The following is a 25,745-nucleotide window of genomic DNA, read 5'->3' as shown; positions in this document are numbered from 1 at the left end:
GGGGACTGATCTGGAGATCCGCGTGGAAGCGCCTATCTCTTATGGAAAGAAGACCCGGCCACGCGCCGGGTCCCGGCTCGGCGGCGGCAAGCGGTTCGGAGCGCAGGCACCATGTCCAGGTTCGATGACGTTGAGGTGTTCGTCCGTGTGGTGGAGCGCGGCAGCTTCCATGGCGCCGCCCAGCAGCTGGGCCTGCCCGCCACCTCGGTGAGCCGCAAGATCAAGGCCCTGGAGGAACGCCTGGGCGTGCAGCTTCTGCACCGCACCACCCGGCGGGTGTGGCCCTCCGATGCCGGGCAGGCCTATTACCAGAGGTGCGTCGGTGCCGTGGCCCTGCTCGATCAGGCGGATGCGCAGGTGCGGTCCCTGACCCGCGAGCCGGAAGGGCCCCTGAAGGTGCTGATGCCGCACTCCACCGGCATCCTGTTCCTGGAGCCGGAGATGGCCACCTTCCGCGCCCGTCACCCGAAGGTGCAATTGCACATCACCCTGGACAATCACCCGCTCGATCTCGTGGAGCATGGCTTCGACCTCGCCGTGCGGCACGGGCCCGTGCGGGATTCCAGCTACCACATCCGCCGGCTCGGCCTCTCGCCGCTGCACCTGATGGCGAGCCCCGACTATCTGCGCGCCCGCGGCCGCCCGGAGCATCCGCGAGACCTGATGCAGCACGATCTCATTGGCATCCGCTCCGCCCCCGGCCCGCTCATGTGGGCGCTCGAAGGGCCGGACGGAGGTGTGGAGCTGAAGATCGAGCCGCTGCTCGTGACCAACGATCCGGTGCTTGCCATGCGCCAGGCCCTCGCTGGCGCCGGCATAGCGCTTTTGTCCCACTGCCTGAGCCAGCACCGGCTCGATGCGAACGAGCTGGAAATCCTGCTGCCCGAATGGGAACGGCGCGAGCCGCTGGAGACCGTCGCCCTTTTCCCCGCCCGCGCGACGCTGGACCTGAAGGTGCGCGTGTTCCTGAATTTCCTGGCCGAGATCTTCGACCACCGCCTGACGCGCGACACTGCACACCAGCGCACCAGCCCCACGCCACGGCGGACCCGGCAGAACGCGGCTGGCTGAGCCCCTACTGGCACGGAAGCCGGCACCGGAGCCGGCTGGCCCCGGTGCCGGCCCGGCTCAATATTCCACCACGCCGTCGAGCGCGTAGTGCTTGATGCTCTTGCGGTTGGCGATCAGCTCATCGGCGGTGGGTTTGCCGGTCATCGCACGGGAGATCGCGATCTTGGTCGCCTCGTAATTGGTGCGGTAGAGATCGGCCTTGTCGAGGTTCGGGTCCTCCGGGCACCGCGGGTCCAGCCACACCATGATGATCATGCACAGCTCCTCGGCCTGGTCCTTGGGCAGGATGCCCTCGCTCAGGCAATCGACGATGGCGTCGCCCATAGCCGCCTGCACCACGCCGCCCAGCAGCTCCACATAAGCCGCGGAGGGAATGGTGACCTTCGAGGTCATCATGGTGGCGGGGCGCACCTGCTGGTTCAAGTCACGCACCACGAACATGCGCGTGTGACCGGCAGCCTGCCCCATCATCGACGCGAACGCCTGCCCAACCGGGCCGCGCACCGAGCCGATCACCACCTCCGGCATGGCGTCCGTCGCCTGCCCATCCTTCGCGAGCACGGTGGCTTCACCGGTCTTAAACCAGATATCGGTCATGTCTTATCCCTCCGGCGGTTCCAGGAGCGGTTCTTGTAAAATATTATTCGCAGAAGGAAAGATCTTTTCCCTCTCCCCGTTCCCGCCCCAGGGCTTCATCTTCTCCAAGACCGGGTGTCCACGACGCCCGCGTGACGGGCCCCACTTGTCCCCGTTGTCCCCAGGGGCACGCCGCTACCCCGCCAAGCCTTGGGGCGAGTCGAACCCAGCGATTCCAGCCTCCGAAAACCCTATTTTTTAACCCTTGACAGCGTCCCGACCCTGGACAAATCACCCCCGATTCGATTCCAATGGTCACGATTCGGAGAGATGCGGCACGTCCCTCCAGATCGAGGACGTGGAAGGCGCGGGCTTAGGCCGCCCAAGCCTTCCGAATGACCCGGAGGAGACCGGCGATGGCACGCGCCAACGCTGCGAGCGTAGGCGCGCGCGACCAAGCCATTCGAGGTCTGGCGAGGTCGATCGCGCGCCCTGCCTACCAGCGCCTGCTCGATGCCGAGCCGGTCCTGCGGCGGATCGTGCCTGCCCTCATCGTCACCTTCCTGGTGGTCATCGGCGCCGGCGCGGTGGTGCAGGTGCACAGCCACCGCCTCACCGTGGTCGACAACGCCAAGGACGATCTGGCGCTGCTCGCCCTCGCCACCGCCGAAAGCCTCTCCCAGCACATGGGCAGCACTCTCGATCGCGCGCCCCAGGCGCTCGCCGAGAGCCTGCCGCCCCGCGCCACCGATTCCGGCCGCCGGGTCTACGTGACCGACGCGAGCGGACGCATCGTCGCCAGCGCCCCGCCCATGGCCAACCCGCCGGCAACCCTCGCCGACCTCCTGGACCCCACCCAGCCCCTCGTTATCTTCGCCGAACGCGCCGGCGTGCTGGAGGTGCCCATGGGTGCCGAAATGGCCGGCGCGCAGCGCGAACCCAGCGGCCAGAGCGCACTCGCCACGGTGCGCAACCTGAAAGGCCCGCTCGGCCAGATCGTCTATGTCCAGCCCATGTCGCAGGCGCTCGCCGCCTGGGCGGACACGACGACGCTGACCATCACGCTTTTCACCACCACCGGCGCCGTCCTGCTCATCCTCGGCTTCTCCTTCCACTGGCAGGCGAGCCGCGCGCGGGAGGCAGACCACATCTACGACACCGTGCGCCGGCGCATTGACACCGCGCTCAACCGCGGCCGCTGCGGCATGTGGGACTGGGACATGGCCCGCGGACGCATGTACTGGTCCGACACCATGTTCGAGATCCTGGGCCTGGAGCGGAAGGACGAGCTGCTGTCCTTCGGCGACATCGCCCGGCTGGTGCACCCGGACGACGTGGACCTCTACGAGCTGGCGAAGGATCTCGCAGACCGGCCCGGCGCCGCCGTGGACCGCGTGTTCCGCATGCGCACCGCGCGCAGCGACTATGTGTGGCTGCGCATGCGCGCCGAGGTTGTGCAACAGGCGGGCGAGGATGGCCCTCACCTCATCGGCATCGCCATGGACGTCACCGAGGCGCAGCACATGGCCGAGCGCACGGTGACCGCGGACATGCGCCTGCGCGACGCCATCGAGAGCATCTCCGAGGCATTCGTGCTGTGGGACAGCCAGAACCGCCTCGTGCTCTGCAACTCGAAGTTCCAGTCGCTGCACGAGCTGCCGGACGATGCCATTCAGGCCGGCACCCCGTTCGAGGTTATCGCCTCCGTCGGTCGCCACCCCGTCACCCGCACCCCTTTGAAGCCAGAGGACAAGCCGGAGGAAGGCTCGCGCGCTTTCGAGGCCCAGCTCTCCAATGGCCGCTGGCTGAAGATCGCCGAGCGCCGCACCAAGGATGGCGGCTACGTCTCCGTGGGCACCGACATCACCACCATGAAGCGCCACGAGGAGCGCCTCATGGACAATGAGAAGCGCCTGATGGCGCTGGTGACGGACCTGCGCAAATCCCAGCAGACCCTGGAACACCAGGCCCAGCAGCTCGCCGAGCTCGCGGAAAAGTATTCGGAAGAGCGCAACAAGGCCGAGGACGCCAACCGCGCCAAGAGCGAGTTCCTCGCCAACATGTCGCATGAGCTGCGCACGCCGCTCAACGCCATCATCGGCTTCTCGGAGATCATGGAAAGCGGGATGTTCGGCCCGCTCGGCTCGCCCAAGTACGCCGAATACTGCACCGACATCAAAGGCTCCGGCACCTACCTCCTGGACGTCATCAACGACATCCTCGACATGTCGAAGATCGAAGCCGGCCGCATGCAGCTCGAGGTGGAGGACGTGGCGCTCGACGAGATCATCGCCGATGCCATGCGCGTCACCGCGGTCAACGCCGACGAAAAGGGCATCGCCATGACGGTGGCCCCCGGCGAGAACCTCCACATCAAGGGCGACCGCCGGGCGCTGAAGCAGATCCTCCTGAACCTGCTCTCCAATGCCGTGAAGTTCACGCCCGAGGGCGGCAAGATCTCGGTGCGCGCGCGCATCAATGGCTCGGCGGCGGTGGTCGCCATCGAGGACAGCGGCATCGGCATCGCCCGCGAGGCGCTGGCGCGCATCGGCCGCCCGTTCGAGCAGGTGGAAAGCCAGTTCACCAAGACCCACAAGGGCTCCGGCCTCGGCCTCGCCATCGCAAAATCGCTGGTGGAGCTGCACGGCGGGGCCATGCGCATCCGCTCCGCCGAGGGCATGGGCACCGCCGTCATCGTCCGCCTGCCGGTGAGCGGACGCGCCGCCAATTCCAACGAGACGCCGAAGCTCGCCGCGGTCATGTGATCGGCACGGTGGAGCAGCCACAGGGTCGCACAATGAACTTGCTTGCGCTTTTCCGCCTTGTCCGCCCGAGCCGCCTGCGCGTGGCGCTCCTCACCGGCGCCTGCGCCGCCGCCCTGGCCACACCGGCCGCCCGCGCCGAGACCGCGCTCGCCATCGATCCCAAGCTTCCACCCTCGGAGACGGTGGCCCTCGGCATCCCCAAGGGGCAGGTCGAGGCCGCCATCGCCAAGCTCGACGATTTCGCCGCCGCGCTCATGAAGCGCTCCGGCATTCCCGGCATGGCGGTGGTGGTGGTGCGCGACGGCAAGACCGTCTACCTCAAGGGCTTCGGCGTGCGCGAGGTGGGCAAGCCCGAGACCGTGGACGGCGATACGGTGTTTCAGCTCGCCTCCCTCTCCAAGGCCGTCGGCGCCGGCGTGGTGGCGCACCAGGTGGGAGCAGGCGTCGTCACCTGGGACACGCCGCTGCGCAAGCTCCTGCCCTGGTTCTCCCTGAAGGACCCCTGGGTGGGCGAGCACGTGACGGTGGCCGATCTCTACACCCACCGCTCCGGCCTGCCCGACCATGCGGGCGACGAGCTGGAGGACCTGGGCTTCGATCGCCGGCAGATCCTGGAGCGGCTGAAGCTGCTGCCTCTGGCGCCGTTCCGCGTCACCTACGCCTACACCAACTTTGGCCTGACCGCCGCCGCCGAGGGCGTCGCGGCCGCTTCCGGCAAGGACTGGGCGACGCTGTCGGACGAGATGCTCTACAAGCCGCTGGGCATGAGCGCCACGTCGTCCCGCTTCTCCGATTACATCGCCCGCGCCAACCGCGCGGTGCCCCACGTGCGCGATAACGGCGCCTTCGTCGCCAAATATCAGCGCCAGCCGGACGCCCAGTCCCCCGCCGGCGGCGTGAGCTCCTCTGCGCGCGACATGGGGCGCTGGCTCGCCTTCGTGCTCGGCAACGGAGCCTACGAGGGGCAGCAGGTCGTGCCCGCCGCCGCCCTGCTGCCGGCGATCACGGCGCAGATGGTGTCCGCGCCCTCGCCGACCAGCAGCGCACGGGCGGGTTTCTACGGCCACGGCTTCAACGTGTCGGTCGCGCCGTCCGGACGCGTCGAGCTCTCCCACTCGGGCGCCTTCATTCTGGGGGCCGGCACCACCTTCGCCATGCTGCCGTCCGAGAAGATCGGCATCGCCGTGCTCACCAATGCACAGCCGGTGGGCGCGGCCGAGGCGCTCTCCATGCAGTTCATGGACTACGTGCAGTTCGGCTCCATCACCCGCGACTGGTTCGCCGCCTATACGGCGCTGATGGCACCGCTCTACCAGCCCCTGGGCGCCCTCACCGGGCTGCCGGCGCCAGCGACACCGGAACCGGCCGGCAAGCTCGAGGACTATGCCGGCTCCTATGCAAGCCCCTATTTCGGGCCCGCCACCGTGCGGGTGGAGGATGGGCACCTGGTGCTCACGGTGGGACCGAAGCCGGTGGTCGCCACCCTCGGCCACTGGAGCGGTGGCGTCTTCACCTATGCCCCCACGGGAGAAAGCGCCCCCCCCGGCACCCTCTCGGAAGTCACCTTCACTCTGAAGGGAAAGACCGCCTCCGCCATGACCGTGGAGTTTTTCAACGAGAACGGCCTCGGCACCTTTACGCGCCAACCCGCCGCCCGCCCCGAAAAATCACCGAAGGCGAAGCGGCACAACTGATCCCTCGAAGGCCTGTGGACCTAACTCACGGGCCTTCGGCCAAGGTCGCACTGCGCTTGGCTGAATCCGCTCGCCCCCGGTCGGGGATCGACGCCGAAGGCATGAATTGCTCCCCGGTGGAGCGGATGCCGGCTGTCAGACCAAGAACGGCGCTTGCGCGATAGCGGGCAGCGCCTCCCCCTCCTCATCGAACGCGGGGAGGCGCGCCGACGCGCATTGAAGCGGCGGCCCTGCGTTACTCGGGATCGGCCGCCGTCGGCACCACCAGGGCGTCGCACGTCAGGCCGTCGAGCACTGACTTGGCCGTAGAGCCCACCAGCAGCTCCAGCAGCGCGCCCTTCCCATCGGTGCCGAGCACCACGAGATCGGCGTGGAAGGCGGTCACATATTGCTGGATGAGCTGGGCCGGGTTTCCGCGCTCCACCAGCACGTCGATGACATGGCCCGCCGCAATGCCGGACTTCGCCAGGAACGCCTCCAGGTCCCGCGCCGCCAGTTCCCCGAATGCCTCCCGGTAGCCCGTGGGATCGCTGAGCAGGCCGTCAAGGGGCGGATCGAAGGCGTGGAACACGTGAAAGGGCGTATCAGGAAAGAAGGCGACGGTGCGGCGCAGCGCGGCGCGCGAGGCCGGTGAGACATCCGCCGCCACCACGATGCCCGCATAGGGGTGGCGCGGCCGCTGGCGCACGATGAGCACCGGCGCCTGGGCGCGGCGCAGCACCTTGTCCACCGTGGCGCCGAGCAGGAACCGGCCCAGGATCTCGTCCCGCGCCACGGCGGTGACGATGAGGCCGCAGGCGTGCTCCGCCGCCGCCTTCAGGATCAGCTCGACCGGGTCTCCCGGCTCCACCACGAAGGAGACCGGCACGGGCGCGCCCTTGAGGTCCTCCCGCAGGGATTCGGCGACGATCCGCGCCGGCTCGGGCCCACGCTGCCAGGATGGCAGGTCCCGCTCGGCAGCTGTGCCGGGGCGCGGGGCGCAGGCATCGAGGGCGTGGACCACCACCAGCTCCGCGCCCCAGGCCGCGGCGATCGCCAGCGCCCGGTCCATCGCCCGGTCACAGCGCGCGCTGAGATCGGTCGCGAGCAGGATGCGGCGCGGTGTGTCCTGTTGCGTCATGTCGCTCACCCTCAAAACCCCTGTCCTGGCGCTCCGCAAGCGCTCAATCCGCCACGCCGAAGCGGCGCAGCACGGCTTTTTCCGCCTCAAGCACGGCCATGAAGATCACCCCCAGGGCGATGATGATCAACCCATCTGCGAGCGTCACCGGCTTCGTGCCGAACAGCTCATGCATGGCCGGCAGATAGGTGAAGGCGAGCTGCGCCACCACCACCGCCGCCAGCGCCAGCAGGACCGCCGGCGTGCCCAGGGCCCCGCGCCATGTGAGGGTGCTCATGTGCATGAAGCGCACGTTGAAGAGATAGAAGATCTCCAGCACCACGATGGTGTTCACGACCAGTGTGCGCGCGGTGGCGAGATCCCGTCCCTCGGCCAGAGCGTGGAAGAACACGCCGAGCGTGCCTGCCGTGAACAGCACCGAGACGAACACCACCCGCCACAGCAGGAACGGCGAGAGCAGGGGCGCATCCGCCCGTCGCGGCGGCCGGCGCATCACGTTCGGCTCCGACGGCTCGAAGGCCAGCACCAGCCCGAGCGTGATGGTGAGAATGAGGTTGATCCACAATATCTGCGCCGCCGACATGGGCATGACGAAGCCGAACAGGATGGCGGCGATGACCGCCAGCACTTCGCCCCCGTTGGTCGGCAGCGTCCAGGAGATCACCTTGCGCACATTGTCATAGACCGTGCGTCCCTCGTGTACCGCCGAGACGATGGAGACGAAGTTGTCGTCCAGAAGCACCATCTCAGAGGCTTCCTTAGCGGCCTCCGTGCCCTTCACGCCCATGGCGACGCCCACATCCGCCTGCTTCAGGGCCGGCGCGTCGTTCACCCCGTCGCCGGTCATGGCCACCACGGCGCCGGTGGACTGCAGGGCGCGCACGATGCGCAGCTTGTGCTCCGGGCTGGTGCGGGCGAACACGCTGGCGCGGGTGGCGAGTACCTTCAGCGCCTCGTCAGAGGCGGCATCCACATCGACTCCGGTGGCCACCTCCAGCCGCTCGGAAAGCCCAAGCTGGCCGGCGATGGCGGCGGCGGTGGCGGCGTGGTCACCGGTGATCATCTTCACCGCGATGCCGGCCGAGCGGCATTCGGCGATGGCGCGGATGACCTCCGGCCGCGGCGGATCGATGAAGCCCACGAGGCCGAGGAAACACAGGTCCTCCACCTCGTCGAAGCTGAGCCCCCCGCCGGCATCCGGGCCGAGGATCTTCACGGCGAAGCCCAGCACCCGCTCGCCCTCGCGTGCCGCGCGCGCGATCTCCTCGTTCCAGCGCGGGACATCGAGCGGCTCGGGGCCAGACGCGCCGGCCTGGGCTCGGCTGCGGGCGAGCAGCGCCTCGGGGGCGCCTTTCACGAACAGCACTGCCCCGCCCCGGGGGCGGCCATGGCGGCTCGCCATGAAACGATACTGGGCATCGAAGGGGATCTCATCCTCCCGCGGCCACTCGGCGCGCAGGTGGGCGGGGTCGAGCCCCGCCTTCGCCGCGAGGCTCACGAGCGCCCCCTCCATGGGGTCGCCGTTCACGCGCCAGTGCCCGCCCGCCTCGGCGAGAACGGCATCGTTGCACAGCAGGCCGCAGCGGATGAGCTCTTCCGCCGCCTCCAGCGCCGCCACGTCGTCATCGGAGCCGACGGCAGTGAAGGCGCCCACGGGGGCATAGCCGGAGCCGCCCACCTCCAGGTGGTGGGTGGCGGTGACGAGCCGGCGCGCCGTCATCTCGTTGCGGGTGAGGGTGCCGGTCTTGTCGGAGCAGATGATGGAGGTGGCGCCCAGGGTCTCCACTGCCGGCAGGCGGCGGATGACCGCATTGCGCGACGCCATGCGCCGCACGCCGATGGCGAGCGTGATGGTGATGACCGCGGGCAGCCCTTCCGGTATGGCGCCCACCGCAAGCGCCACCACGGCGATGAGGGCATCCACCCAGTCATAGCCGCGCGCCAGCACCGCGAACGCGAACAGTGCCGCCGACGCGAGGAAGGCCACCACCGTGAAGCCGCGCCCGAAGCTGTTGATCTGCCGCAGCAGCGGCGTGGTGAGCGGCTCCACCTTGGCGATGAGGGTACTGATGCGGCCGATCTGCGTATGGCGGCCGGTGGCCACCGCGACCCCCGCCCCCTGCCCCGCCGCCACCAGCGTGCCGGAAAAGGCCATGCAGGCGCGGTCGCCGAGCGAGGCTTCCACCGGCACGGGTGCGTCGTGCTTCTCGGCTGTCACCGATTCGCCTGTCAGCATGGCCTCGTCCACCAGCAGGTTGCGCGCGCGCACCAGCCGCAGGTCGGCCGGCACCCGGTCGCCCGCCTCCACCAGCACCAGATCGCCCGGCACCAGCTCCTTCACGGGGATGGTGGTGCGCACCCCGTCGCGCACCACGGCGGCGTGGGGGGCGATCATGTCGCGGATGGCGCTGAGCGCCTGCTCGGCCTTGCCTTCCTGGATGAAGCCGACGATCGCGTTCACCGTCACCACGGCGACGATGACCACCGCGTCGATGGTGTGCCCCAGCGCCATCGCCGCCACGGCCGAGGCGAGCAGGAAATAGATGAGCGCGTTGTTGAACTGGGTGAGGAAACGGAAGAGGGGATGGCGCGCGGCCGCCTCAGGCAGAGCGTTGACGCCGTAGACATCCAGGCGGCGGCGGGCCTCCGCATGGGAAATTCCGGCCGCGGACGTATCGAGCGCAGTGAAAATCTCCGTATGGGAGCACGCGTGCCAGTCGCGTTTCTCGATCTCGGGGCCGGAATGAGCTTCCAAGTGCCGGTCCTGATCTGTCACGGTCAATGGCATCAGCCCCCGCAAAGGGATCACAAGGCGAGCATGACGCGCTCACCGCGCCGCGTTGCTTGATCTCCATCAAGCTTACGCTGCGGAATAAGATAGATACGCAGGCGTGGTCAGCGCAAGCCATCGGCGGCGCGGCGCTTCGTCCCCCAGCTCGCGCGCGGATGCCGCGGCTCAGGCCGCGCCGGCCTGGAGGATGCGCTCGAAGATGGCGCGCACCTTCTGCTGGGTCTCGGCGAGATAGGCTTCCAGCGTCGCGAAATCCGGCATCTCGCCCGCGCGGGCGAGCAGGGCCTTGAGCGCCGGGCTCGCGTCCGCCGGCACCACGTGGGCGTCCACGGCGAGGCGCAGCACCTGCGTCATGTCCTGATAGAGCCGGCAGGCGCGGATGAGCACATGGGCATCCTCCGCCTCCAGGAGATCGAGCCGCTCCGCATGGGCGAGGATGCGCGCGGTGGCGGAATCCACGATCTCCGGGTGCGCGTGGGCGTGGGCCAGCACGAGGTATTGCGCGAGGAACTCCACGTCCACCTGCCCGCCGGCGGCGTGCTTCAGGTTCCAGCGGTCGTCCTCGCCCTTCTCGGCGGCGATGGCGCGGCGCATGTCCAGGATGTCGCGGGCCAGGGTGCGCCGGTCGCGCGGCTGGCGCATCACGGCGCAGATGACCTCCTCCACGCGGACGCGGAAATCCTCGTCGGAGGCGATCACGCGGGCGCGGGTGAGCGCCATGTGCTCCCAGGTCCAGGCTTCCTCGCGCTGGTAGGTGGCGAAGGAGACGAGCCGCGTGGCCAGCGGCCCCGAGCGGCCGGAGGGGCGCAGCCTCAGGTCCACCTCATAGAGCTTGCCGGCATTGGTGAGGGAGGTGAGCGCCGTCACCAGCCGCTGGGTGAAGCGCGCGAAATATTGTGCGCCCTGCAGCGGCCGTCCGCCGTCGGAGGTGGGGTCGGCATCGGCGTCGTAGTCGTAGAGCACGATCAGGTCGAGGTCGGAGCCGGCGGTCATCTCCCGCCCGCCCAGCTTACCCATGGCAAGCACCGCCGTGCGCCCGCCCGCGATATGGCCGTGCGCCTCGGTGAAGCGCGCCCACACCCGGCGGTGCAGGGCCCGGATGATGACCTCGGCAAGGCGGGCATAGGCCTCGCCCGCGCGGGCGGCCGGCAGGGTGCCGGAGGCGATGCGCACGCCGATGAGCACATGCTGCTCCTGGCGGAAGCGCCGCGCGCGGTCGAACTGCTCCTCCTCGGTGTCCGCGGAATCCAGCAGGCTGTCGAGGTGGACCTCCAGGCTGCGCGCATCGGGCAGCACGTCGAAGAAGGCGGGATCGAGCAGCGCGTCGGCGAGGGAGGGGCGCCGCGCCAGGGTCTCGCCGAGGCGCGGGGCGGCGGTAAGGATGGTGGCGAACAGGCGCACCAGGTCCAGGTGGCGGTCGAGCGCCGTCAGCAGGTGCGGGCCGGAAAGATCGGTGAGGAAACGGTCTGCGGCGATGAGGGCGCCATCCGGATCGCCGCCCCGCGCCAGCGATTCCAGCAGCAGCGGCACGATGCGCGCGAGATGCATGCGCGCCGTCTCGCCCTTCAGCGCGCGGGGCACGCCGGCGAGCCAGCCGCGCACGATGCCGCTCGCCGCAGCCGGATCTCGGAAGCCGAGGCGCGCCAGGGCCGCGAGGGTCGGGCGGTCGTTCTCATGCGGCGGAAACACCAGCGCCGCGTCCAGCACGGCCGGGGGCGGCGCGTCCTCGAACAACTGGGCGTAGTGGCCCTGCACGCACTGGAGCCGCTCCACGAGCGCGGCGGCGAAGGCGTCGCGGTCCGCATAACCCATGAAGCGGGCGAAGCCCTCCATGGCCTCCCGGCTCTCGGGCAGTTCGTGGGTCTGAGCGTCCGCCACCATCTGGATGCGGTGCTCCACCCGGCGCAGGAAGAGATAGGCCTCCGTCAGCTGGTCACGCACCTTGGGCGCGATCCAGCGGTGCTCGGTCAACGCCTCCAGCGCCTCCAGCGTGCGCGAGGTGCGCAGCAGGGGGTCGCGGCCGCCGGCGATGAGCTGCTGGGTCTGCACGAAGAACTCGATCTCGCGGATGCCGCCGCGCCCGAGCTTCACATTGTGCCCTTCCACCGCCACCACGTCATGGCCGCGGAAGGCGTGGATCTCGCGCTTCATGGCGTGGACATCGGCGATGGCCTGGAAGTCCAGCACCCGCCGCCACACGAAGGGCAACAGATCGGACAGGTAGCGCCGGCCGAGGTCGAGATCGCCGGCCACGGGGCGGGCCTTGATATAGGCGGCGCGCTCCCAGGTGGCGCCCTCGCGCTCGTAATAGTCGAGCGCGGCGTTGATGGAGAGCGCGACCTGGGTGGAGCCGGGATCGGGCCGCAGGCGCAGGTCCACCCGCAGCACGTAGCCGTCTCCGGTGCGCTCCTGCAGCATGCGCACCAGCCCCTTGGTGACCTTCACGAAGAAGGGCGAGGCGGAAACATCCTCCGCCAGGGGGGCGAGGTCGCGGTCGTAGACGACGATCAGGTCGATGTCGCTGGAATAATTGAGCTCGCGGGCGCCGTGCTTGCCCATGGCGATCACCGCGAGGCCACAGCCGTGGGCCGGGCGCGCGGGATCCGCCGGCAGGATGCGGCCGGCGCGGGCGGCTTCCGCCAGCAGGAAATCGAGGGCGCCGCGCACGGCGGCGTCGGCCACCTCGCTCAAGGCCGCGGTGACGGCCACGAGATCGAAAGCGCCGCCCATGTCGGCGAGCGCGATGAGCAGCGCCGCCTCGCTGCGCATGCGCCGCAGCGCGCGCATGGCCTGCGCCTCGTCGGCCGCAGTGAGGCAGGCCTCAGCGCAGTCCGCGACAAGGCGCGCGAGATGGACATCAGGCGCGGTGCCCAGCGTGCGCAGCAGCCGGGTGGGCTCGGACCGGATCAGCTCCAGCAGGAAGGGCGAGCCCTCGGCCACGCCCAGCGCCACGTCGCGCGCCGCTGGCCCGGCCGCGAACAGCCCCTCCAGCACGGCACCCTCCTCGGGCGACAGCCGCTCCAGGGCATGGGACAGGCGAATCATCGCGGCCGCCGCGTCACGGACGACCGGCGCCTCCCGCATCATCACGGCGAGAACGGGTCCTTCGGACGAATCCGATACGTGGTCCGGAGCTTGGGGCGCGCGCATGGAATGACCTAAAGGCACGGGGACGCGCAATGCGCAAGCCCCTACAGAAAGCTCGGGACCGCCGCCGCGCCGAGGCGGCCGATTCGCCGGCCGGTCCCCGCCCTTTGTGACCGATCCGGGTTAACGCCGGCTGGCCGGTTCCCCCGCCGCATCCCCGCCTGCATCCGGAGCGATGGCCGGCCGCGCCGGCAGGCGCAGCACGGCCACGAGCCCCGGCCCGTTGTCGGCGAAGGCGAGCGCGCCGCCGTGCAGGCGCGCCACCGCCGACACCAGCGACAAGCCGAGCCCGGAGCCCGGCCGCGTCCGGCTCGCTTCCAGGCGCACGAATCGCTCCACCACCCGCTCCCGGTCGCCGGCCGGAATGCCGGGCCCGCAATCGGCCACCTTGAGCAACGCCTCCCCACCCTCGCGGGAGAGGCCGATGGCGATGCGCCCACGCCCGCCGCCGACAGGGCGGCCATATTTGATGGCGTTGTCGATGAGGTTGGAGAGGGCCTGCGCCAGCAGCTCGCGCATCCCGTGCACCGTCACCGGCTCCAGCGCCACCGTGAGGTCGAGGCCCTGCTCGTCCGCCAGCGGTTCATAAAGCTCGGCCACGTTCCCGGCGAGATCGGCAAGGTCCACATCCGTCATGTTGTCACGCGCCTGCCCGGCCTCGGCGCGGGCGATCATGAGCAAGGCGTCGAAGGTGCGGATGAGCCCCTCGCTCTCCTCGATGGTGGTATCGAGCGCGGCGCGCCACTCGTCCTCGGTGCGGGCGGTGCGCAGGGCCTCCTCGGCGCGATTGCGCAGGCGGGTGAGAGGCGTCTTCAGGTCGTGGGCGATGTTGTCCGAGACGTCCTTCAGACCCTGCATCAGCGCCTCGATACGCTCCAGCATGGCGTTGAGGGAGTGGGCAAGGCGGTCGAACTCGTCACCCGTACCGGCCACCGCGAGCCGCCCGGAGAGGTCGCCGGCCATGATGGTCTCGGCGGTAGCGGTCATCGCGTCGATACGCTTCAACACGCGGCGGGTGACGAACACCCCTCCGGCGAGCCCCAGCACCACGATGAGCACCACCGCCCATTGCGCCGGCCGCGCCACGAGGTCACGCAGGGTGTCGCGCTCCTCGATGTCGCGGCCCACCAGCAGGCGGTAGCCACCGGGCAGGATGAACACCTGCACGAATGCGACATGGCTGCGCGTGGCGCCGCTGTCCTCCTGCCGGTCATAGGTGGTGAAGCGGGTGCCGGCCTCGTTCAGCAGGCTGAGGGAGAGGTCGGAGACGTTGGCGGCGAGCACCTCGCCCTGGAAATTGGCCAGCACGTAGATGGACGAGCCCGGCCGCCGGGAGCGCCGGTCGATCACATAGACGAGCCGCTGGATACCGCCGACCTGGTACTGCTCCGCCAGGAACCGCACCTCGCGGTCGAGATTGTCGGCCACCTGATTCTGGATCAGCTCGCGGGTGTGCCACGCGGTGTAGCCGATGACGGAAACCGCGAACAGCGCGAACACGGCGAGATAGGCCGCCAGCAACTTGAAGGCCGTGGTGCGCACCAGCCGCGCGAGATGGGCGAAACCGCCGATCACGCGCCCGGCCACGACGCCCGTGCGCCCCGCGGCGTTCACGCCAGCCCCGCCCGCACCATGTAGCCGGCGCCGCGCACCGTGTGGATCAGCGGCACCTCGAAGCCCTTGTCCACCTTCGAGCGCAGCCGAGAAACATGCACGTCGATGACGTTGGTCTGCGGGTCGAAATGGTAGTCCCACACGTTTTCGAGCAGCATGGTGCGGGTCACCACCTGCCCCGCGTGGCGCATGAGATATTCCAGAAGGCGGAATTCGCGCGGCTGGAGCGGGATCTCCTTACCGCCGCGCGTGACGCGGTGGGCGAGCCGGTCCAGCTCCAGGTCCGCCACCTTGTAGACGGTGTCGGTGGCCTGCGGCCCGCCGCGGCGGGCCAGCGCCTCCACCCGCGCCAGCAGCTCGGTGAAGGCGTAGGGCTTGGGCAGGTAATCATCTCCGCCGGCGCGCAGGCCCTGCACCCGGTCGTCCACCTGCCCGAGGGCGGAAAGGATGAGCACCGGCGTCGCGTGGCCGCGCCCGCGCAGCTCCGCCACCAGGGAGAGGCCGTCGCGCAGGGGCAGCATGCGGTCCACCACCAGCACGTCGTATTTGTCGGCGAGCGCGAGGGCGAGCCCCTCCTCGCCGTCCGCCGCGTGGTCCACCACGTGCCCGGCCTCGCGGAAGGCCTTGCGGAGATATTCGGCGGCGTCGCGGTCGTCCTCGACAAGGAGGAGGCGCATGGCGTTGAGTGTATCCGGATCGAGATTCGCGTTCATGTCACTCTAGAGCGATTTGGAGCGAAAGGGGACCGGCCGCCGGACCAGGAGCGGAGCACGGGACGAAGCGGCGCGCGGCGCGCCAAAAACGAAGGCGCGGGAAGCCTTCTGAAGCTTCCCGCGCCTGCAGCACCGGCCGACGCTCGGGGGCTGGGGACACGTCGGCTGTGGCGCCGGAAGGGGACCGACCGGCGGAGCGGGGGGCTGGGGCGATGCTCCGCCGGTCGGCTCGCACCGGGCCGGTCTGCGCCGACCCGGGATTCGATGCCTCAGCCCTCGGTGCGTCAGCCCTTGGCCTTGGTGTCCAGGGTGATGGCGACGAAGCGCACGCCCTGCTCGCTCTTCACCTGGACCAGCACGGCCTTGCGGCCATCGGCCTTGGCGGCCGCGAGGCCGTCGCGCACATCCTTGGGGGTGGAGACGGCCTTGTCGCCCACCTTCAGGATCACGTCGCCGGTGCGGAAGCCACGGGCCGCAGCGGGGCCATTCGGATCGACGCCGGTGACCACCACGCCCTCGTCTCCAGCGCCATCCACGCCCTTGGCGGGGGCGAGCTGCAGGCCGAGGCGCGGCATGTCCTTGCCGGCGGCGTCCTCGTTACCCTTGTCGGCGCGGGCGACCTGCTCGTTGGGGAGCTGGTCGAGCTTCACCGACACCGTGACAGGCTTGGCGTCGCGGATGACGGCAAGCTGCACCTCTGCGCCCGGCTTCATCATGCCCACCTTGCGGGTGAGGTCGCGGGCATCCTTGATCGCCTCGCCGTTGAGCTTGACGATCACGTCGCCGGCCTTCAGGCCCGCCTTGGAGCCGGGGCTGTTCGGCTGCACCTGCGCCACCAGGGCGCCCTCGGTCTCCTTGATGCCCAGGCCGGAGGCAAGCTCCTCGGTCACCGGCTGGATCTGGACGCCGATGTAGCCGCGGGCCACCGAGCCGCTCTCGCGCAGCTGGTTCACCACCGTCTTCACGGTCTCGGAGGGGATGGCGAAGGCGATACCCACGTTGCCGCCCGAGGGAGAGACGATGGCGGTGTTCATGCCGATCACCTCGCCGTTCAGCGAGAAGGTCGGGCCGCCGGAATTGCCCCGGTTGATGGGCGCGTCGATCTGGATGAAGTCGTCGTAAGGGCCCGAGCCGATGTCGCGGCCGCGCGCGGAGACGATGCCGGCGGTGACCGTGCCGCCGAGGCCGAACGGGTTGCCCACCGCGATCACCCAGTCACCCACGCGGGGCGCGGTATCGGCCAGCTTCACCCAGGGCAGGTCCTTGGCGTCGTTGATCTTCAGCAGGGCGACGTCGGTGCGCGGATCGGTGCCGATCACCTTGGCCACATGCTCCTTGCCGTCGGTGGTGGTCACGTCCACCTCGTCGGCGCCATCGACCACGTGGTTGTTGGTCACCACATAGCCGTCGGCGGAAATGATGAAGCCGGAGCCCTGGCCCACCACCGGGCGCTCGCCGCCCGGGCCGCGATGACCGCGCGGACCCATCGGGCCGTTGGGACCCATCGGGCCGTTCGGGCCACGGCCTTCGCCGAAGCCGAAGCGCTTCATGAACTGCTCGATCTGGGGCGGGATGTTGCCGCCGCCCAGGTCGCCGTCGCTCATGGCCACCTGATCGCCGTCCTTCTTCACCTTCACGGAAACGACCGCGGGCGAAACCTTCTCTACGATATCGGCGAACGAGAAGGTGCCGGCCGGCTGGCTGGTGGTGATCTGCGCGAGGGCGGGAGTCGCGGTGCCCGGCAGGAACTCGCCGGCCACCATGCCGGCGACCGCGAGGCCGAACACGCCGGCGAGCAGGGCCTGGCGACGGCGCTTCGTCACGGAGGAGGTCTTGTCAGAGCGGGTCATGCGATCGGGTCTCACTTCTTCCATCGGGTGCCCTGCCCAGCGGCAGGTTCGAGGGTGAAGGTAGGGTCCCCAGCCTTACGGTTCCCTGGCGACGGGATTACGGTTCGGTAATGTCGCTCACACGGCCGTGAGCCTGCCTTTCTGGAACGCGCACGGCCGCCCGGCGTTCAACGGCCAGAACGCGTTCCGGCTCGCCCGCCGGGACCAGAGCCGGGAGGTAAAAACGCCATGCGCCCCGCCCTCGCTGCCGCCGCCACGGCCTTCTGGCTTGCGCTTCTGCCGGCCGTACCCGCCCACGCCGCCGAGCCCGCCATGATCATGGAGACGGCCAAGGGCAAGACCCTGGCCGACGCGTCCGGCATGACGCTCTATGTCTTCTCCCGCGACATGCCGGGCAAGTCCGCCTGCACCGGGCCCTGTGCCGCCGCCTGGCCGCCCCTGAAGGCGGGGATGGACGCCAAGCCCATGGGCCCGTGGAGCGTCGTCACCCGTGACGACGGCAGCACCCAGTGGGCCTACAAGGGCAAGCCCCTGTACCATTTCGGCAAGGACATGAAGCCCGGCGACATGAGCGGAGACGGCGCCCTTGACGGCGCCTGGAGCATGGCGCGCCCTTAAGACCGGGCAGCGCCGCGCTTCACGCCGTCGGCGCCGCTCGGACCTGAGTAGCGGCCCACGAGAAAGGGCGCGCGCACCCCCGGTGTCAGCCGACCGCGCGGGAGGCGTTGTCCTGGTAGTCTTCCTCGGCGTCCTCCAGCCGCGCGGGGTCCAGGCTGGCTGCGCCGCCGGAGGCGGGCAAGGCCTCTTCGGCGGGAGCCGGCGCGGCCGCCTCCTCGGCCTCCTGCTGGCGTCGCCACAGGTCGGCGTAGAGGCCGCCATGGGCGAGCAGCGCCGCATGGGTGCCGCGCTCGGCCACCTGCCCGTCGGCCATCACCAGGATCTCGTCAGCCCCGACCACCGTGGAGAGGCGATGGGCGATGACCAGCGTGGTGCGGCCCTCGGAGACCTTGTCGAGCGCCTCCTGGATATCGCGCTCGGTGTGGCTGTCGAGGGCGGAGGTGGCCTCGTCCAGCACCAGGATGGGCGGCGCCTTCAGCAGCGTGCGGGCGATGGCCACGCGCTGCTTCTCGCCGCCGGAGAGCTTCAGGCCGCGCTCGCCTACCTCGGTCCTGTAGCCCTTGGGCAGGGAGCGGATGAAATCGTCGATCCTGGCAAGCCGCGCCGCCTCCTCCACCTCCGCCTCGGCGGCATCCTGGCGGCCGTAGCGGATGTTGTAGGCGATGGTGTCGTTGAACAGCACCGTGTCCTGCGGCACCATGCCGATGGCGGCGCGCAGAGAGGATTGCGTGACGTCGCGGATGTCCTGCCCATCGATGAGGATGCGGCCGGAGGAGACGTCGTAGAAACGGAACAGGAGGCGCGAGAGCGTACTCTTGCCGGCGCCGGACGCGCCGACGATGGCCAGGGTGCGCCCCGCCGGCACCTCGAACGAGACGCCCTTCAGGATCTCCCGCCCCGCCTCGTAGGAGAAGCGCACGTCCTCGAACCGCACCGTGCCGCCGCGCACCGCGAGGCCCGGTGCGCCGGGTCGGTCGCGGATCTCCGGATCACGCGCCAGCACCTGGAACATGGCCTCGATATCCAGGAGCGCCTGCTTGATCTCGCGATAGATGAAGCCGAGGAAGTTCAGCGGCACGTAGAGCTGCAGCATCATGACGTTGATCATGACGAACGAGCCCACGGTCTGCCGCCCGGCGCGGATGTCGAACACGCACATCACCATGATGATGGCGAGGCCGATGGAATAAATGACCGCCTGCCCCGCATTCAGCCACGCAAGGGAGGTGTAGGTGTGGACGGTCGCCGTCTCGTAGCGGGCCATGGAACGGTCGTAGCGGGCGTTCTCCCAGCGCTCGGCGCCGAAATACTTCACCGTCTCGTAATTGAGCAGGCTGTCCACCGCCTTGGTGTTGGCTTCGGTGTCGCTGTCGTTCATCTCCTTGCGGATGGAGAGGCGCCACTCGCTCGCCCGGTAGGTGAAGACCGCATAGGCCGCGATGGTGAGCGTCACCACCACCACATAGCGCCAGTCGAAGGCGAACAGCAGCACGCCCAGCACCATCACCAGCTCGACGATGGTGGGCGCGAGCTGCAGCACCGCCATGCGCACGATGGTCTCGATGCCGTTGCGCGCACGCTCCAGCACGCGCGTGAGCCCGCCCGTCTTGCGCTCCAGGTGGAAGCGCAGGGACAGGTCATGCATGTGCCGGAAGGTCTCCAGCGCCAGCTTGCGCACCGCGTGGAGCGCCACCTTGGCGAAGATGCCGTCGCGCAATTGCGTGATGGCCGCCATGACGATGCGGGCGAGGCCGTAGGCCAGCGTCAGCGCCACCGGAGCCGCCAGAATATAGGCCCAGCCGGAGGGGACAGGGGCCCCGTTGGCCTCCGCGCTCAGGGCGTCGGTCGCCCATTTGAACACGAACGGCACCACCATGGTGGCGCCCTTGGAGCCGAACAGCAGCACCATCGTGACGACCACGCGCGCGCGCAGATCGGCCCGGTCCCGCGGCCACAGGTAGGGCCACAGGTGGGAGAGGGTGCCGAGCATCCGCTCGCCCGCGGGGGCGGGCGCGGGCCGGCCGGAAGCACCGGAGCCGCTTGCTCCGGGGCGGGTAACCTTTGAACCGTCTGACATGAAGCCTAACCTTCCGCCGTGGGGTCGGCCGCGTCCTCGGGGAGGAGCGTGTCGAACACGGTCTCGATCTCGGCCCGCAGCGCGCGCAGCGCGGCGCGGTCGAGGCAATAGCTGATGCGCGCGCCTTCCGCGCGGCTGCGGATGAGGCCCGCATCACCCAGCACCTTCAGGTGCTGGGAAACGGTGGATTGCGCCAGCGGCAGGCCGCGCACGATCTGCCCGCACACGCAGCGGTCCGCGCGCGCCAGCGTCTGCAGCACCATGAGCCGCGCGGGATGCGCGAGCGCGCGCAGGCGCTCGGCCAAAGCGTCGAGGGCGGCGGGAGAAAGGTCCTCCCCATCGGCGGGGGAGGTTGTGGGCGGCAGGGTCAACGCGCGTCTCGGCACTCAACTCATCGTTCATCGCCGATAAACGATGACAGTGACCATTTCAAGACGACCCTGTCACGCGCCCGTCGCGCCTCACGCGGAAGGTGGCGGGGAAGAGCATGCGCGCAAGGCGAACGTCGCGGTGCGCGAAACAGTGCTAAAGTGGGTCCATGGCTACAATTGGAAGCGTATGTGTCTATTGCGGCTCCTCCCAAGGCCGCGATCCGGCGTTCGCGGAAGGCGCGCGCCGGCTGGGCGAGATCCTGGCGGCCCACTCCATCCGCCTCGTCTATGGTGGCGGCGGCGTGGGCCTGATGGGAGAGGTGGCGGGCGCCGCCGCCCTCGCCGGCGGCGAGGTCACGGGCATCATCCCCCGCTTCCTGGTGCGGGTGGAGCGCGCCTTCCGCCACCGGGCGGAGATGATCGAGGTCGCCGACATGCACGAGCGCAAGCGGCTCATGTTCGAGCGGGCGGATGCGTTCGTGGCCCTGCCGGGCGGCATCGGCACCCTGGAGGAGCTGGTGGAGCAGCTCACCTGGGCCCAGCTCGGCCGCCACCGCAAGCCGATCCTGCTCGCCAACCTCGGCGGCTTCTGGAACCCCTTCCTGGACCTCATCGGCCACATGCAGGATGCCGGCTTCCTCCCCGCCGAGCGGCCCCTGGACATCCTCACGGCCGACCGTATCGAGGACATCCTGCCGACGCTCCAGGCCGCCGCCGCGGCAATTCCGGACCATGACCTGCACGAGGGCGAGGCCGAGCTTGCGCGGCAGATGTAGCCGGCGGACGTGGCGCCTTCAGCGCCCGTCGTACTCCGCATAGGAGAGCGGCGTCTCGAACACCCTGATGCCCGAAAGCTGCGGCAGGTCGGGCTTCAGCCGCGCCCAGAGCCATGCGCAAATGTTCTCCGCGGTGGGATTTTCCAAGCCCTCCACGTCGTTGAGGCAATAGTGGTCGAGCCGCGCCAGCAGCGGCGCGAACACCGCCTCGATGTCAAAAAAGTCCGCCACGAAGCCGGTGCCGGGGTCCACCGCCCCCTCCAGCGTCAGCTCCACCTTGTAGGAATGGCCGTGCATGCGCCGGCAGCGGTGGGTTTCCGGCACGCGAGGCAGGAAATGAGCCGCCTCGAAGGTGAAGCCCTGGGTGATGCGCATGGTGGGCGCCGGTGCGGTCATGGAATGCCGATCATCTTGTGGGTCTGGACGGACAGGCGCCAGCGCGGATGCGCGAGGCAATAGGCCACCGCCATCGCTGTGTGGCGCGCCCTTTCGGGTCCATCCATGGGTTGAAGGAAGAATTGGGCGAAGTCGAGCCCGGCAAGGGCCTCGGGGTCGAGCCCCGCCTGCGGGAAGACGAGCTTCAGTTCCTGCCCGCTGCGCTGGAGAAGGGGCGCGCCGGCCTTGGGACTCACGCAGATCCAGTCGATGCCCTCGGGCGCGGGCAGCGTGCCGTTGGTCTCCACCGCGATCTCGAAACCCTCGGCATGGGCCGCCGCGATCAGGGGCGCATCGAGCTGCAGCAGCGGCTCTCCGCCGGTGAACACCACAAAGCGGCGCTCGGCGCCCGGCCCCCAAACCCGCGCCAGCGCTCGCGCCAGCTCGTCCGCAGTGGCGAAGCGCCCGCCGCCCTCCCCGTCCAGGCCCACGAAATCGGTGTCGCAGAAACGGCAGGCGGCATCCTCCCGGTCGGCCTCGCGGCCGGACCAGAGATTGCAACCGGCGAAGCGGCAGAATACGGCCGCGCGCCCGGCCTGGGCGCCCTCCCCCTGCAGGGTCCGGAACATCTCTTTGACAGCATAGGCCATGGGCCGATGCCTTTAGACCCATCCCGCCGCCGGGGGAAGCGCGCCGCCGGCATCGAAAGGTCCGCGCCAGGAGGCTAGGATAGGCCAGCCGGACGAATCCGACATTCCCAGCGAGCCCTATCGAATGACCACCCTCGACCTCGACGCCAGCCTCGACCCGCGCGAATTGCGCAACGCCCTCGGCCGCTTCGCCACCGGCATCGCCGTGGTGATGGCCGCCGACGACGAGGGGCTGATGGGCGTGACGGTGAATTCCTTCTCCGCCGTCTCCCTCGATCCGCCGCTCATCCTGTTCTGCATGTCGCGCAAGCTCAATTCCCTCTCCCGGCTGGAGAAGGCCGGGGCCTATTCGGTGAACATCCTGCTGGAGCACCAGCAGGATGTCTCCAACCGCTTCGCCACCGCCGGCGCGGACAAGTTCACGGACACGCAGTGGGAGCGTGGGCCCAGCGGGGCGCCGCGCCTGCTGCCCGCCCACGCCGCCTTCGAGTGCGTGCCCTATGCCCATTACGACGGCGGCGACCACGTGATCTTCGTGGGCCGCGTCGTGCACATGCATGCCGAGGGGGAAGAGGCGCCGCTGCTCTATTATCGCGGCCGCTACCGCACCCTCGCGGCGCCCGCCGGGTGAGAGCAGGCTTCAACCGGCGGTCGCGAAGGTCTAGACAGGCGTTGACCTGACGCAACGTCCCCCGGCGCGCCGGCCCTTACTGTCTCCAAACGGCAAGCCGTTCGCGGACCAGAACAACTTTCGAGGAAGGCCCATGCTGCACAACCTGAGAAGCGTCCTCATCGGCGTGACCGAGGAAGGCATCGACGAGCCCTCCTTCGCACTTGCCTACGGCCTCTCCCTGGCCCGGCAGGCCGGTGCCCATGCCACCATCCAGGCCGCATCGCTCAAGGTGGTACTGGGCACCGCCTTCGTCAGCAACATGGCGGCAGGCATCGTCTCCGATCACAACCGGCGCCTGCGGTCGCTGGCGGCGGCGGTGGCGGAGCGCGCGGCCGGCGAGGCGGCGGCCCAGGGCGTCGCCTATTCCGTGGAGAGCCCGCAATTGCCTTATGGCGAGCTGGCGGAAGCCTTCGTCACCCAGGCGCGTGTGCACGACATCAGCGTGCTCGACGCAGCGGCCGCCACCGCCGGCACCGACCGCGGCCTCATCGAGGCGCTGCTGTTCGAGAGCGGCCGCCCGCTCATCGTGGTGCCGCCGGGGTGGGACGCGTTCCGGCACGAGCGCGTGCTCATCGCCTGGGACGGGAGCGCTCGCGCCGCGCGCGCCGTCAATGATGCCATGCCCATCCTGAAGTCCGCCGCGGCCGTGGAGGTGGTGGCCATCGGCACCGAGAAGGAATTGGCGGGAAGCGTGCCGGGCGCCGAGATCGCCCCCCACCTGGCGCGCCACGGTGTGAACGTAAGCGTGAAGGACCTGGTGGTGCAGGCCGAAGGCATCGCCGGCACGCTGCGCGAGCAGGCCAGTCTGTTCAACGCCGACCTGCTGGTGATGGGCGCCTTCCATCACTCCGCGGTGCGCGAATGGGTGCTCGGCGGCGTCACCCAGTCCCTGCTCGGAGAGAGCCCGGTGCCACTGCTCATGTCCTATTGAGGGGCGGCCTCAGCCCACCGCCTGCCACTTGCCGTCCGTATTCCGGCAGGCGGCGCCGCGCGCGATCTGCGGACGGTTGTCGATGTAGATGGTGTGGGAATAGTCGCGGCAGGTCTGGAAGCCCGGCCGGTGATAGGGCGGCCCGGCGATGACCGTGCCGTGCGCCCCGCTGTCGCTCTTCCAGCCGGTGGGATAGCCCGGCCCGCCGGTCTCCAGGGCCGCGATCTCCGCGTCGAAGGCCTTCTGCCGATCGGTGTCGTCGAGGCCGTTGCCGATGGCGCCGCTGATGAGCCCGCCGGAGACCGCGCCGCGCATCACCGGCGCGGTGGGCAGGGCGATGTTGGCGGTGCCCTTCAGGCTGGAATTCGCATCGCTGGCGCAGCCCGAAAGGAGCGCTCCGAGAACGAGGGCACTGAGCGTGGCGGACACCTGACGGACGGACATCGCACGGGATCTTTCAACGCCATGGCCTTGCGGCGTGGAAGCGGGCCGCAGCCCGCGAAGGCCGCCGCACAGTCTTAGTTGGACTTGGGCGGAAGGAAAAGCGCTACCGGCGCAGCCTCGTGCCGCATGGCGCCGGCGTACTCACCCTTCGCAGGCGCCAGCCTTCCACGCCTCCCCTCGCCTCAGCCGGGCCCGGCGTCGCGGCCGCTACGCACGGCCTCCACCTCGGCCGTCTCGGCCTGGTGCGCGAGCGCGTAGAGCCCCGCGGCCACTGCCGCCACCGCCAGCGGCCAGCTCCAGGACGGCAGGCCGCCCAGGGCGCCGCGCACCGCATCGAGGCGGCCCAGCGCCTCAGGCACCTGCTCCAGCACGCCAAGCAGCACGGCCGGCGCGCCGAGCAGCAGCGCACCCCGCTTGCTCCAGCCGGCAGCGGCGACCACCGCGTCACCGCGGGCCGCGAGCGCTCCCGCCGTAAGGCGCGCGCGCTCCGGCGCGACGGGACGCGGCGCGGCGGTGGCCAGCGCCGCCGCCGTTTCGCCGTCGAGACGGCCGGAGACGGGAAGCCCGGCGGTGGCCTGGAAGGCGGCGACGCCCGCCGTGGTGCGCGGGCCGAACGCGCCGTCGGCCTGGCCCGCCTCCGCATAGCCGAGGTCGCGTAGGCGCTGCTGCAGGGCGCGGACCGCGCCGGGATCGAGGTCGCCGCCGGGCGCATCGAATGGCGCCGTGCCCGGCCCGAAACCGGCATCGCGATCGAGCTCCATGAGTCGCTTCATGAGCGGCGCGATGCCGATCTGCTTGTCCACGGCGGAGGCGCTCCACACCCCGTCGGCCACATATTTGCCGCGCGCATACTGGTTCGAGCCGCTCCAGAGATAGGCGCTGGGCACCCCGCGCATGCGGTAGCCGAAGCCATTGAAACGCTCGCCTTCATAGAGGCAGCGCTGAAGGGTCCACGGGAAGCCGGGCCGGTAGCCCTTGAGCGCGAGCGCATCAGCGGCCGCCGCCTCCCATGTCTCGAAAGGCCCCCGCCCGGCGGGCACGAGTCGGGTCCTGCGACCAGTGCCGAGGATCCTCTCGCCATTGTGAAGCACTCCCCGGAAATCGCAGCCGCACTCGCGCGCGTGCAGCACCCCGATGAATGCCCAGGGCACGCCGGTGCGGCCCTCGACCACCCGGTAGCGAGCCTTCCCGGCGATGACCCGACGGGCCGTTTCCTCAACCGCCGAAAGGCGCGCAGGCGTCACAGCCATGTCTGCCCAGCGACGTGCATATTCGGCCTCCAAGGAGGTGAAGACATAGGTGCTCATGATCGTTCCTTCGACGGCAAGCGGGCTCACCCCCTCGGCGTCAGCCATATTGCACATTTATTTCATGTTATTTGGTTATTGCATACCACCAAAAAGCTTTATAAAATTTCGCCCGCAGTTCTCATTGCATGGTAACGGAGTTTTGAAATGCAGGGGTCATGCAAGATACAAACAGAAGTGCC

General features: G+C 69.6%; 20 protein-coding genes. 7 read left to right on the top strand and 13 right to left on the bottom strand.

The genetic code is table 11. The annotated features are described in order from the left end of the window. Window positions 1–111: 111 nt before the first annotated feature. The gene (locus V5F61_RS00225; protein ID WP_393986863.1) at window positions 112–1,071 is read left to right on the top strand and encodes a LysR family transcriptional regulator; all 960 of its coding nucleotides are present in this window, start codon (window positions 112–114) and stop codon (window positions 1,069–1,071) included. 57 nt (window positions 1,072–1,128) lie between these two features. On the opposite strand, the gene fae is transcribed toward V5F61_RS00225, so the two are convergent. After that, complete coding sequence (gene fae / locus V5F61_RS00220; protein WP_393986862.1) at window positions 1,129–1,668, bottom strand: formaldehyde-activating enzyme; 540 nt, start codon at window positions 1,666–1,668, stop codon at window positions 1,129–1,131. A gap of 395 nt (window positions 1,669–2,063) precedes the next feature. Here fae and V5F61_RS00215 point away from each other — a divergent pair, with 395 nt between their 5' ends. Further along, window positions 2,064–4,412 (top strand): sensor histidine kinase, encoded by a 2,349-nt coding sequence (locus V5F61_RS00215; protein WP_393986861.1) that lies wholly within the window; start codon window positions 2,064–2,066, stop codon window positions 4,410–4,412. A gap of 32 nt (window positions 4,413–4,444) precedes the next feature. Continuing rightward, on the top strand, window positions 4,445–6,106 hold the full coding sequence (locus V5F61_RS00210) for a serine hydrolase (protein ID WP_393986860.1): 1,662 nt from the start codon (window positions 4,445–4,447) through the stop codon (window positions 6,104–6,106). Between the two features lie 235 nt (window positions 6,107–6,341). Here the strand turns inward: V5F61_RS00210 and V5F61_RS00205 are convergent, their stop codons facing one another. From V5F61_RS00205 to V5F61_RS00180, 6 genes are all read right to left on the bottom strand, one after another. Continuing rightward, entirely contained in the window at window positions 6,342–7,226 is an 885-nt protein-coding gene (locus tag V5F61_RS00205; RefSeq protein WP_393986859.1) for a universal stress protein, read from the bottom strand. A gap of 43 nt (window positions 7,227–7,269) precedes the next feature. Next, window positions 7,270–9,981, bottom strand: coding sequence for an HAD-IC family P-type ATPase (locus V5F61_RS00200; RefSeq protein WP_393986858.1), 2,712 nt, complete (start codon window positions 9,979–9,981; stop codon window positions 7,270–7,272). Between the two features lie 201 nt (window positions 9,982–10,182). Then, complete coding sequence (locus V5F61_RS00195; RefSeq protein WP_393986857.1) at window positions 10,183–13,167, bottom strand: bifunctional [glutamine synthetase] adenylyltransferase/[glutamine synthetase]-adenylyl-L-tyrosine phosphorylase; 2,985 nt, start codon at window positions 13,165–13,167, stop codon at window positions 10,183–10,185. A 120-nt stretch (window positions 13,168–13,287) separates the two neighbouring features. Further along, window positions 13,288–14,778 (bottom strand): ATP-binding protein, encoded by a 1,491-nt coding sequence (locus tag V5F61_RS00190; RefSeq protein ID WP_393986856.1) that lies wholly within the window; start codon window positions 14,776–14,778, stop codon window positions 13,288–13,290. Then, entirely contained in the window at window positions 14,775–15,491 is a 717-nt protein-coding gene (locus tag V5F61_RS00185; RefSeq protein ID WP_393986855.1) for a winged helix-turn-helix domain-containing protein, read from the bottom strand. The genes V5F61_RS00190 and V5F61_RS00185 overlap by 4 nt, the downstream gene beginning before the upstream one ends. Window positions 15,492–15,775: 284 nt before the next feature. Further along, window positions 15,776–17,341, bottom strand: coding sequence for a Do family serine endopeptidase (locus V5F61_RS00180; RefSeq protein WP_393986854.1), 1,566 nt, complete (start codon window positions 17,339–17,341; stop codon window positions 15,776–15,778). Window positions 17,342–17,569: 228 nt separating this feature from the next. Here V5F61_RS00180 and V5F61_RS00175 point away from each other — a divergent pair, with 228 nt between their 5' ends. Further along, entirely contained in the window at window positions 17,570–17,959 is a 390-nt protein-coding gene (locus V5F61_RS00175; RefSeq protein WP_393986853.1) for a COG4315 family predicted lipoprotein, read from the top strand. A gap of 85 nt (window positions 17,960–18,044) precedes the next feature. Here the strand turns inward: V5F61_RS00175 and V5F61_RS00170 are convergent, their stop codons facing one another. Then, window positions 18,045–20,036 carry an ABCB family ABC transporter ATP-binding protein/permease gene (locus V5F61_RS00170; RefSeq protein ID WP_393986852.1) on the bottom strand — a complete coding sequence of 664 codons (1,992 nt, stop codon included), beginning with the start codon at window positions 20,034–20,036 and terminating at the stop codon, window positions 18,045–18,047. Between the two features lie 5 nt (window positions 20,037–20,041). After that, a complete protein-coding gene (locus V5F61_RS00165) occupies window positions 20,042–20,407 on the bottom strand; it encodes an ArsR/SmtB family transcription factor (protein WP_394103993.1) in 366 nt (121 codons plus the stop codon). A 167-nt stretch (window positions 20,408–20,574) separates the two neighbouring features. Here V5F61_RS00165 and V5F61_RS00160 point away from each other — a divergent pair, with 167 nt between their 5' ends. Continuing rightward, window positions 20,575–21,183: an LOG family protein gene (locus tag V5F61_RS00160; protein WP_393986850.1), complete on the top strand. Its 609-nt coding sequence runs from the start codon at window positions 20,575–20,577 to the stop codon at window positions 21,181–21,183. A gap of 18 nt (window positions 21,184–21,201) precedes the next feature. Here the strand turns inward: V5F61_RS00160 and queD are convergent, their stop codons facing one another. Both queD and queE read right to left on the bottom strand, forming a co-directional pair. Continuing rightward, a complete protein-coding gene (gene queD / locus V5F61_RS00155; protein WP_393987119.1) occupies window positions 21,202–21,558 on the bottom strand; it encodes a 6-carboxytetrahydropterin synthase QueD in 357 nt (118 codons plus the stop codon). A gap of 17 nt (window positions 21,559–21,575) precedes the next feature. Then, entirely contained in the window at window positions 21,576–22,208 is a 633-nt protein-coding gene (gene queE, locus V5F61_RS00150) for a 7-carboxy-7-deazaguanine synthase (RefSeq protein ID WP_393986849.1), read from the bottom strand. Window positions 22,209–22,332: 124 nt separating this feature from the next. On the opposite strand from queE, the gene V5F61_RS00145 reads away from it, so the two are divergent. Both V5F61_RS00145 and V5F61_RS00140 read left to right on the top strand, forming a co-directional pair. Continuing rightward, entirely contained in the window at window positions 22,333–22,839 is a 507-nt protein-coding gene (locus V5F61_RS00145; protein ID WP_393986848.1) for a flavin reductase family protein, read from the top strand. Window positions 22,840–22,972: 133 nt separating this feature from the next. Next, complete coding sequence (locus V5F61_RS00140; RefSeq protein ID WP_393986847.1) at window positions 22,973–23,812, top strand: universal stress protein; 840 nt, start codon at window positions 22,973–22,975, stop codon at window positions 23,810–23,812. Between the two features lie 9 nt (window positions 23,813–23,821). Here V5F61_RS00140 and V5F61_RS00135 read toward each other — a convergent pair whose 3' ends face one another. After that, window positions 23,822–24,256, bottom strand: a complete 435-nt coding sequence (locus V5F61_RS00135; protein ID WP_393986846.1) for a hypothetical protein — start codon at window positions 24,254–24,256, stop codon at window positions 23,822–23,824. A 182-nt stretch (window positions 24,257–24,438) separates the two neighbouring features. Continuing rightward, complete coding sequence (locus V5F61_RS00130) at window positions 24,439–25,563, bottom strand: peptidoglycan-binding protein (protein ID WP_393986845.1); 1,125 nt, start codon at window positions 25,561–25,563, stop codon at window positions 24,439–24,441. Window positions 25,564–25,745: the final 182 nt, after the last annotated feature.

The organism is Xanthobacter sediminis (assembly GCF_043195015.1).
Classification (GTDB): Bacteria; Pseudomonadota; Alphaproteobacteria; order Rhizobiales; family Xanthobacteraceae; genus Xanthobacter.
The sequence above is the reverse complement of the archived record's forward strand: the minus strand, read 5'-3'. Positions and strand labels throughout refer to the sequence as shown.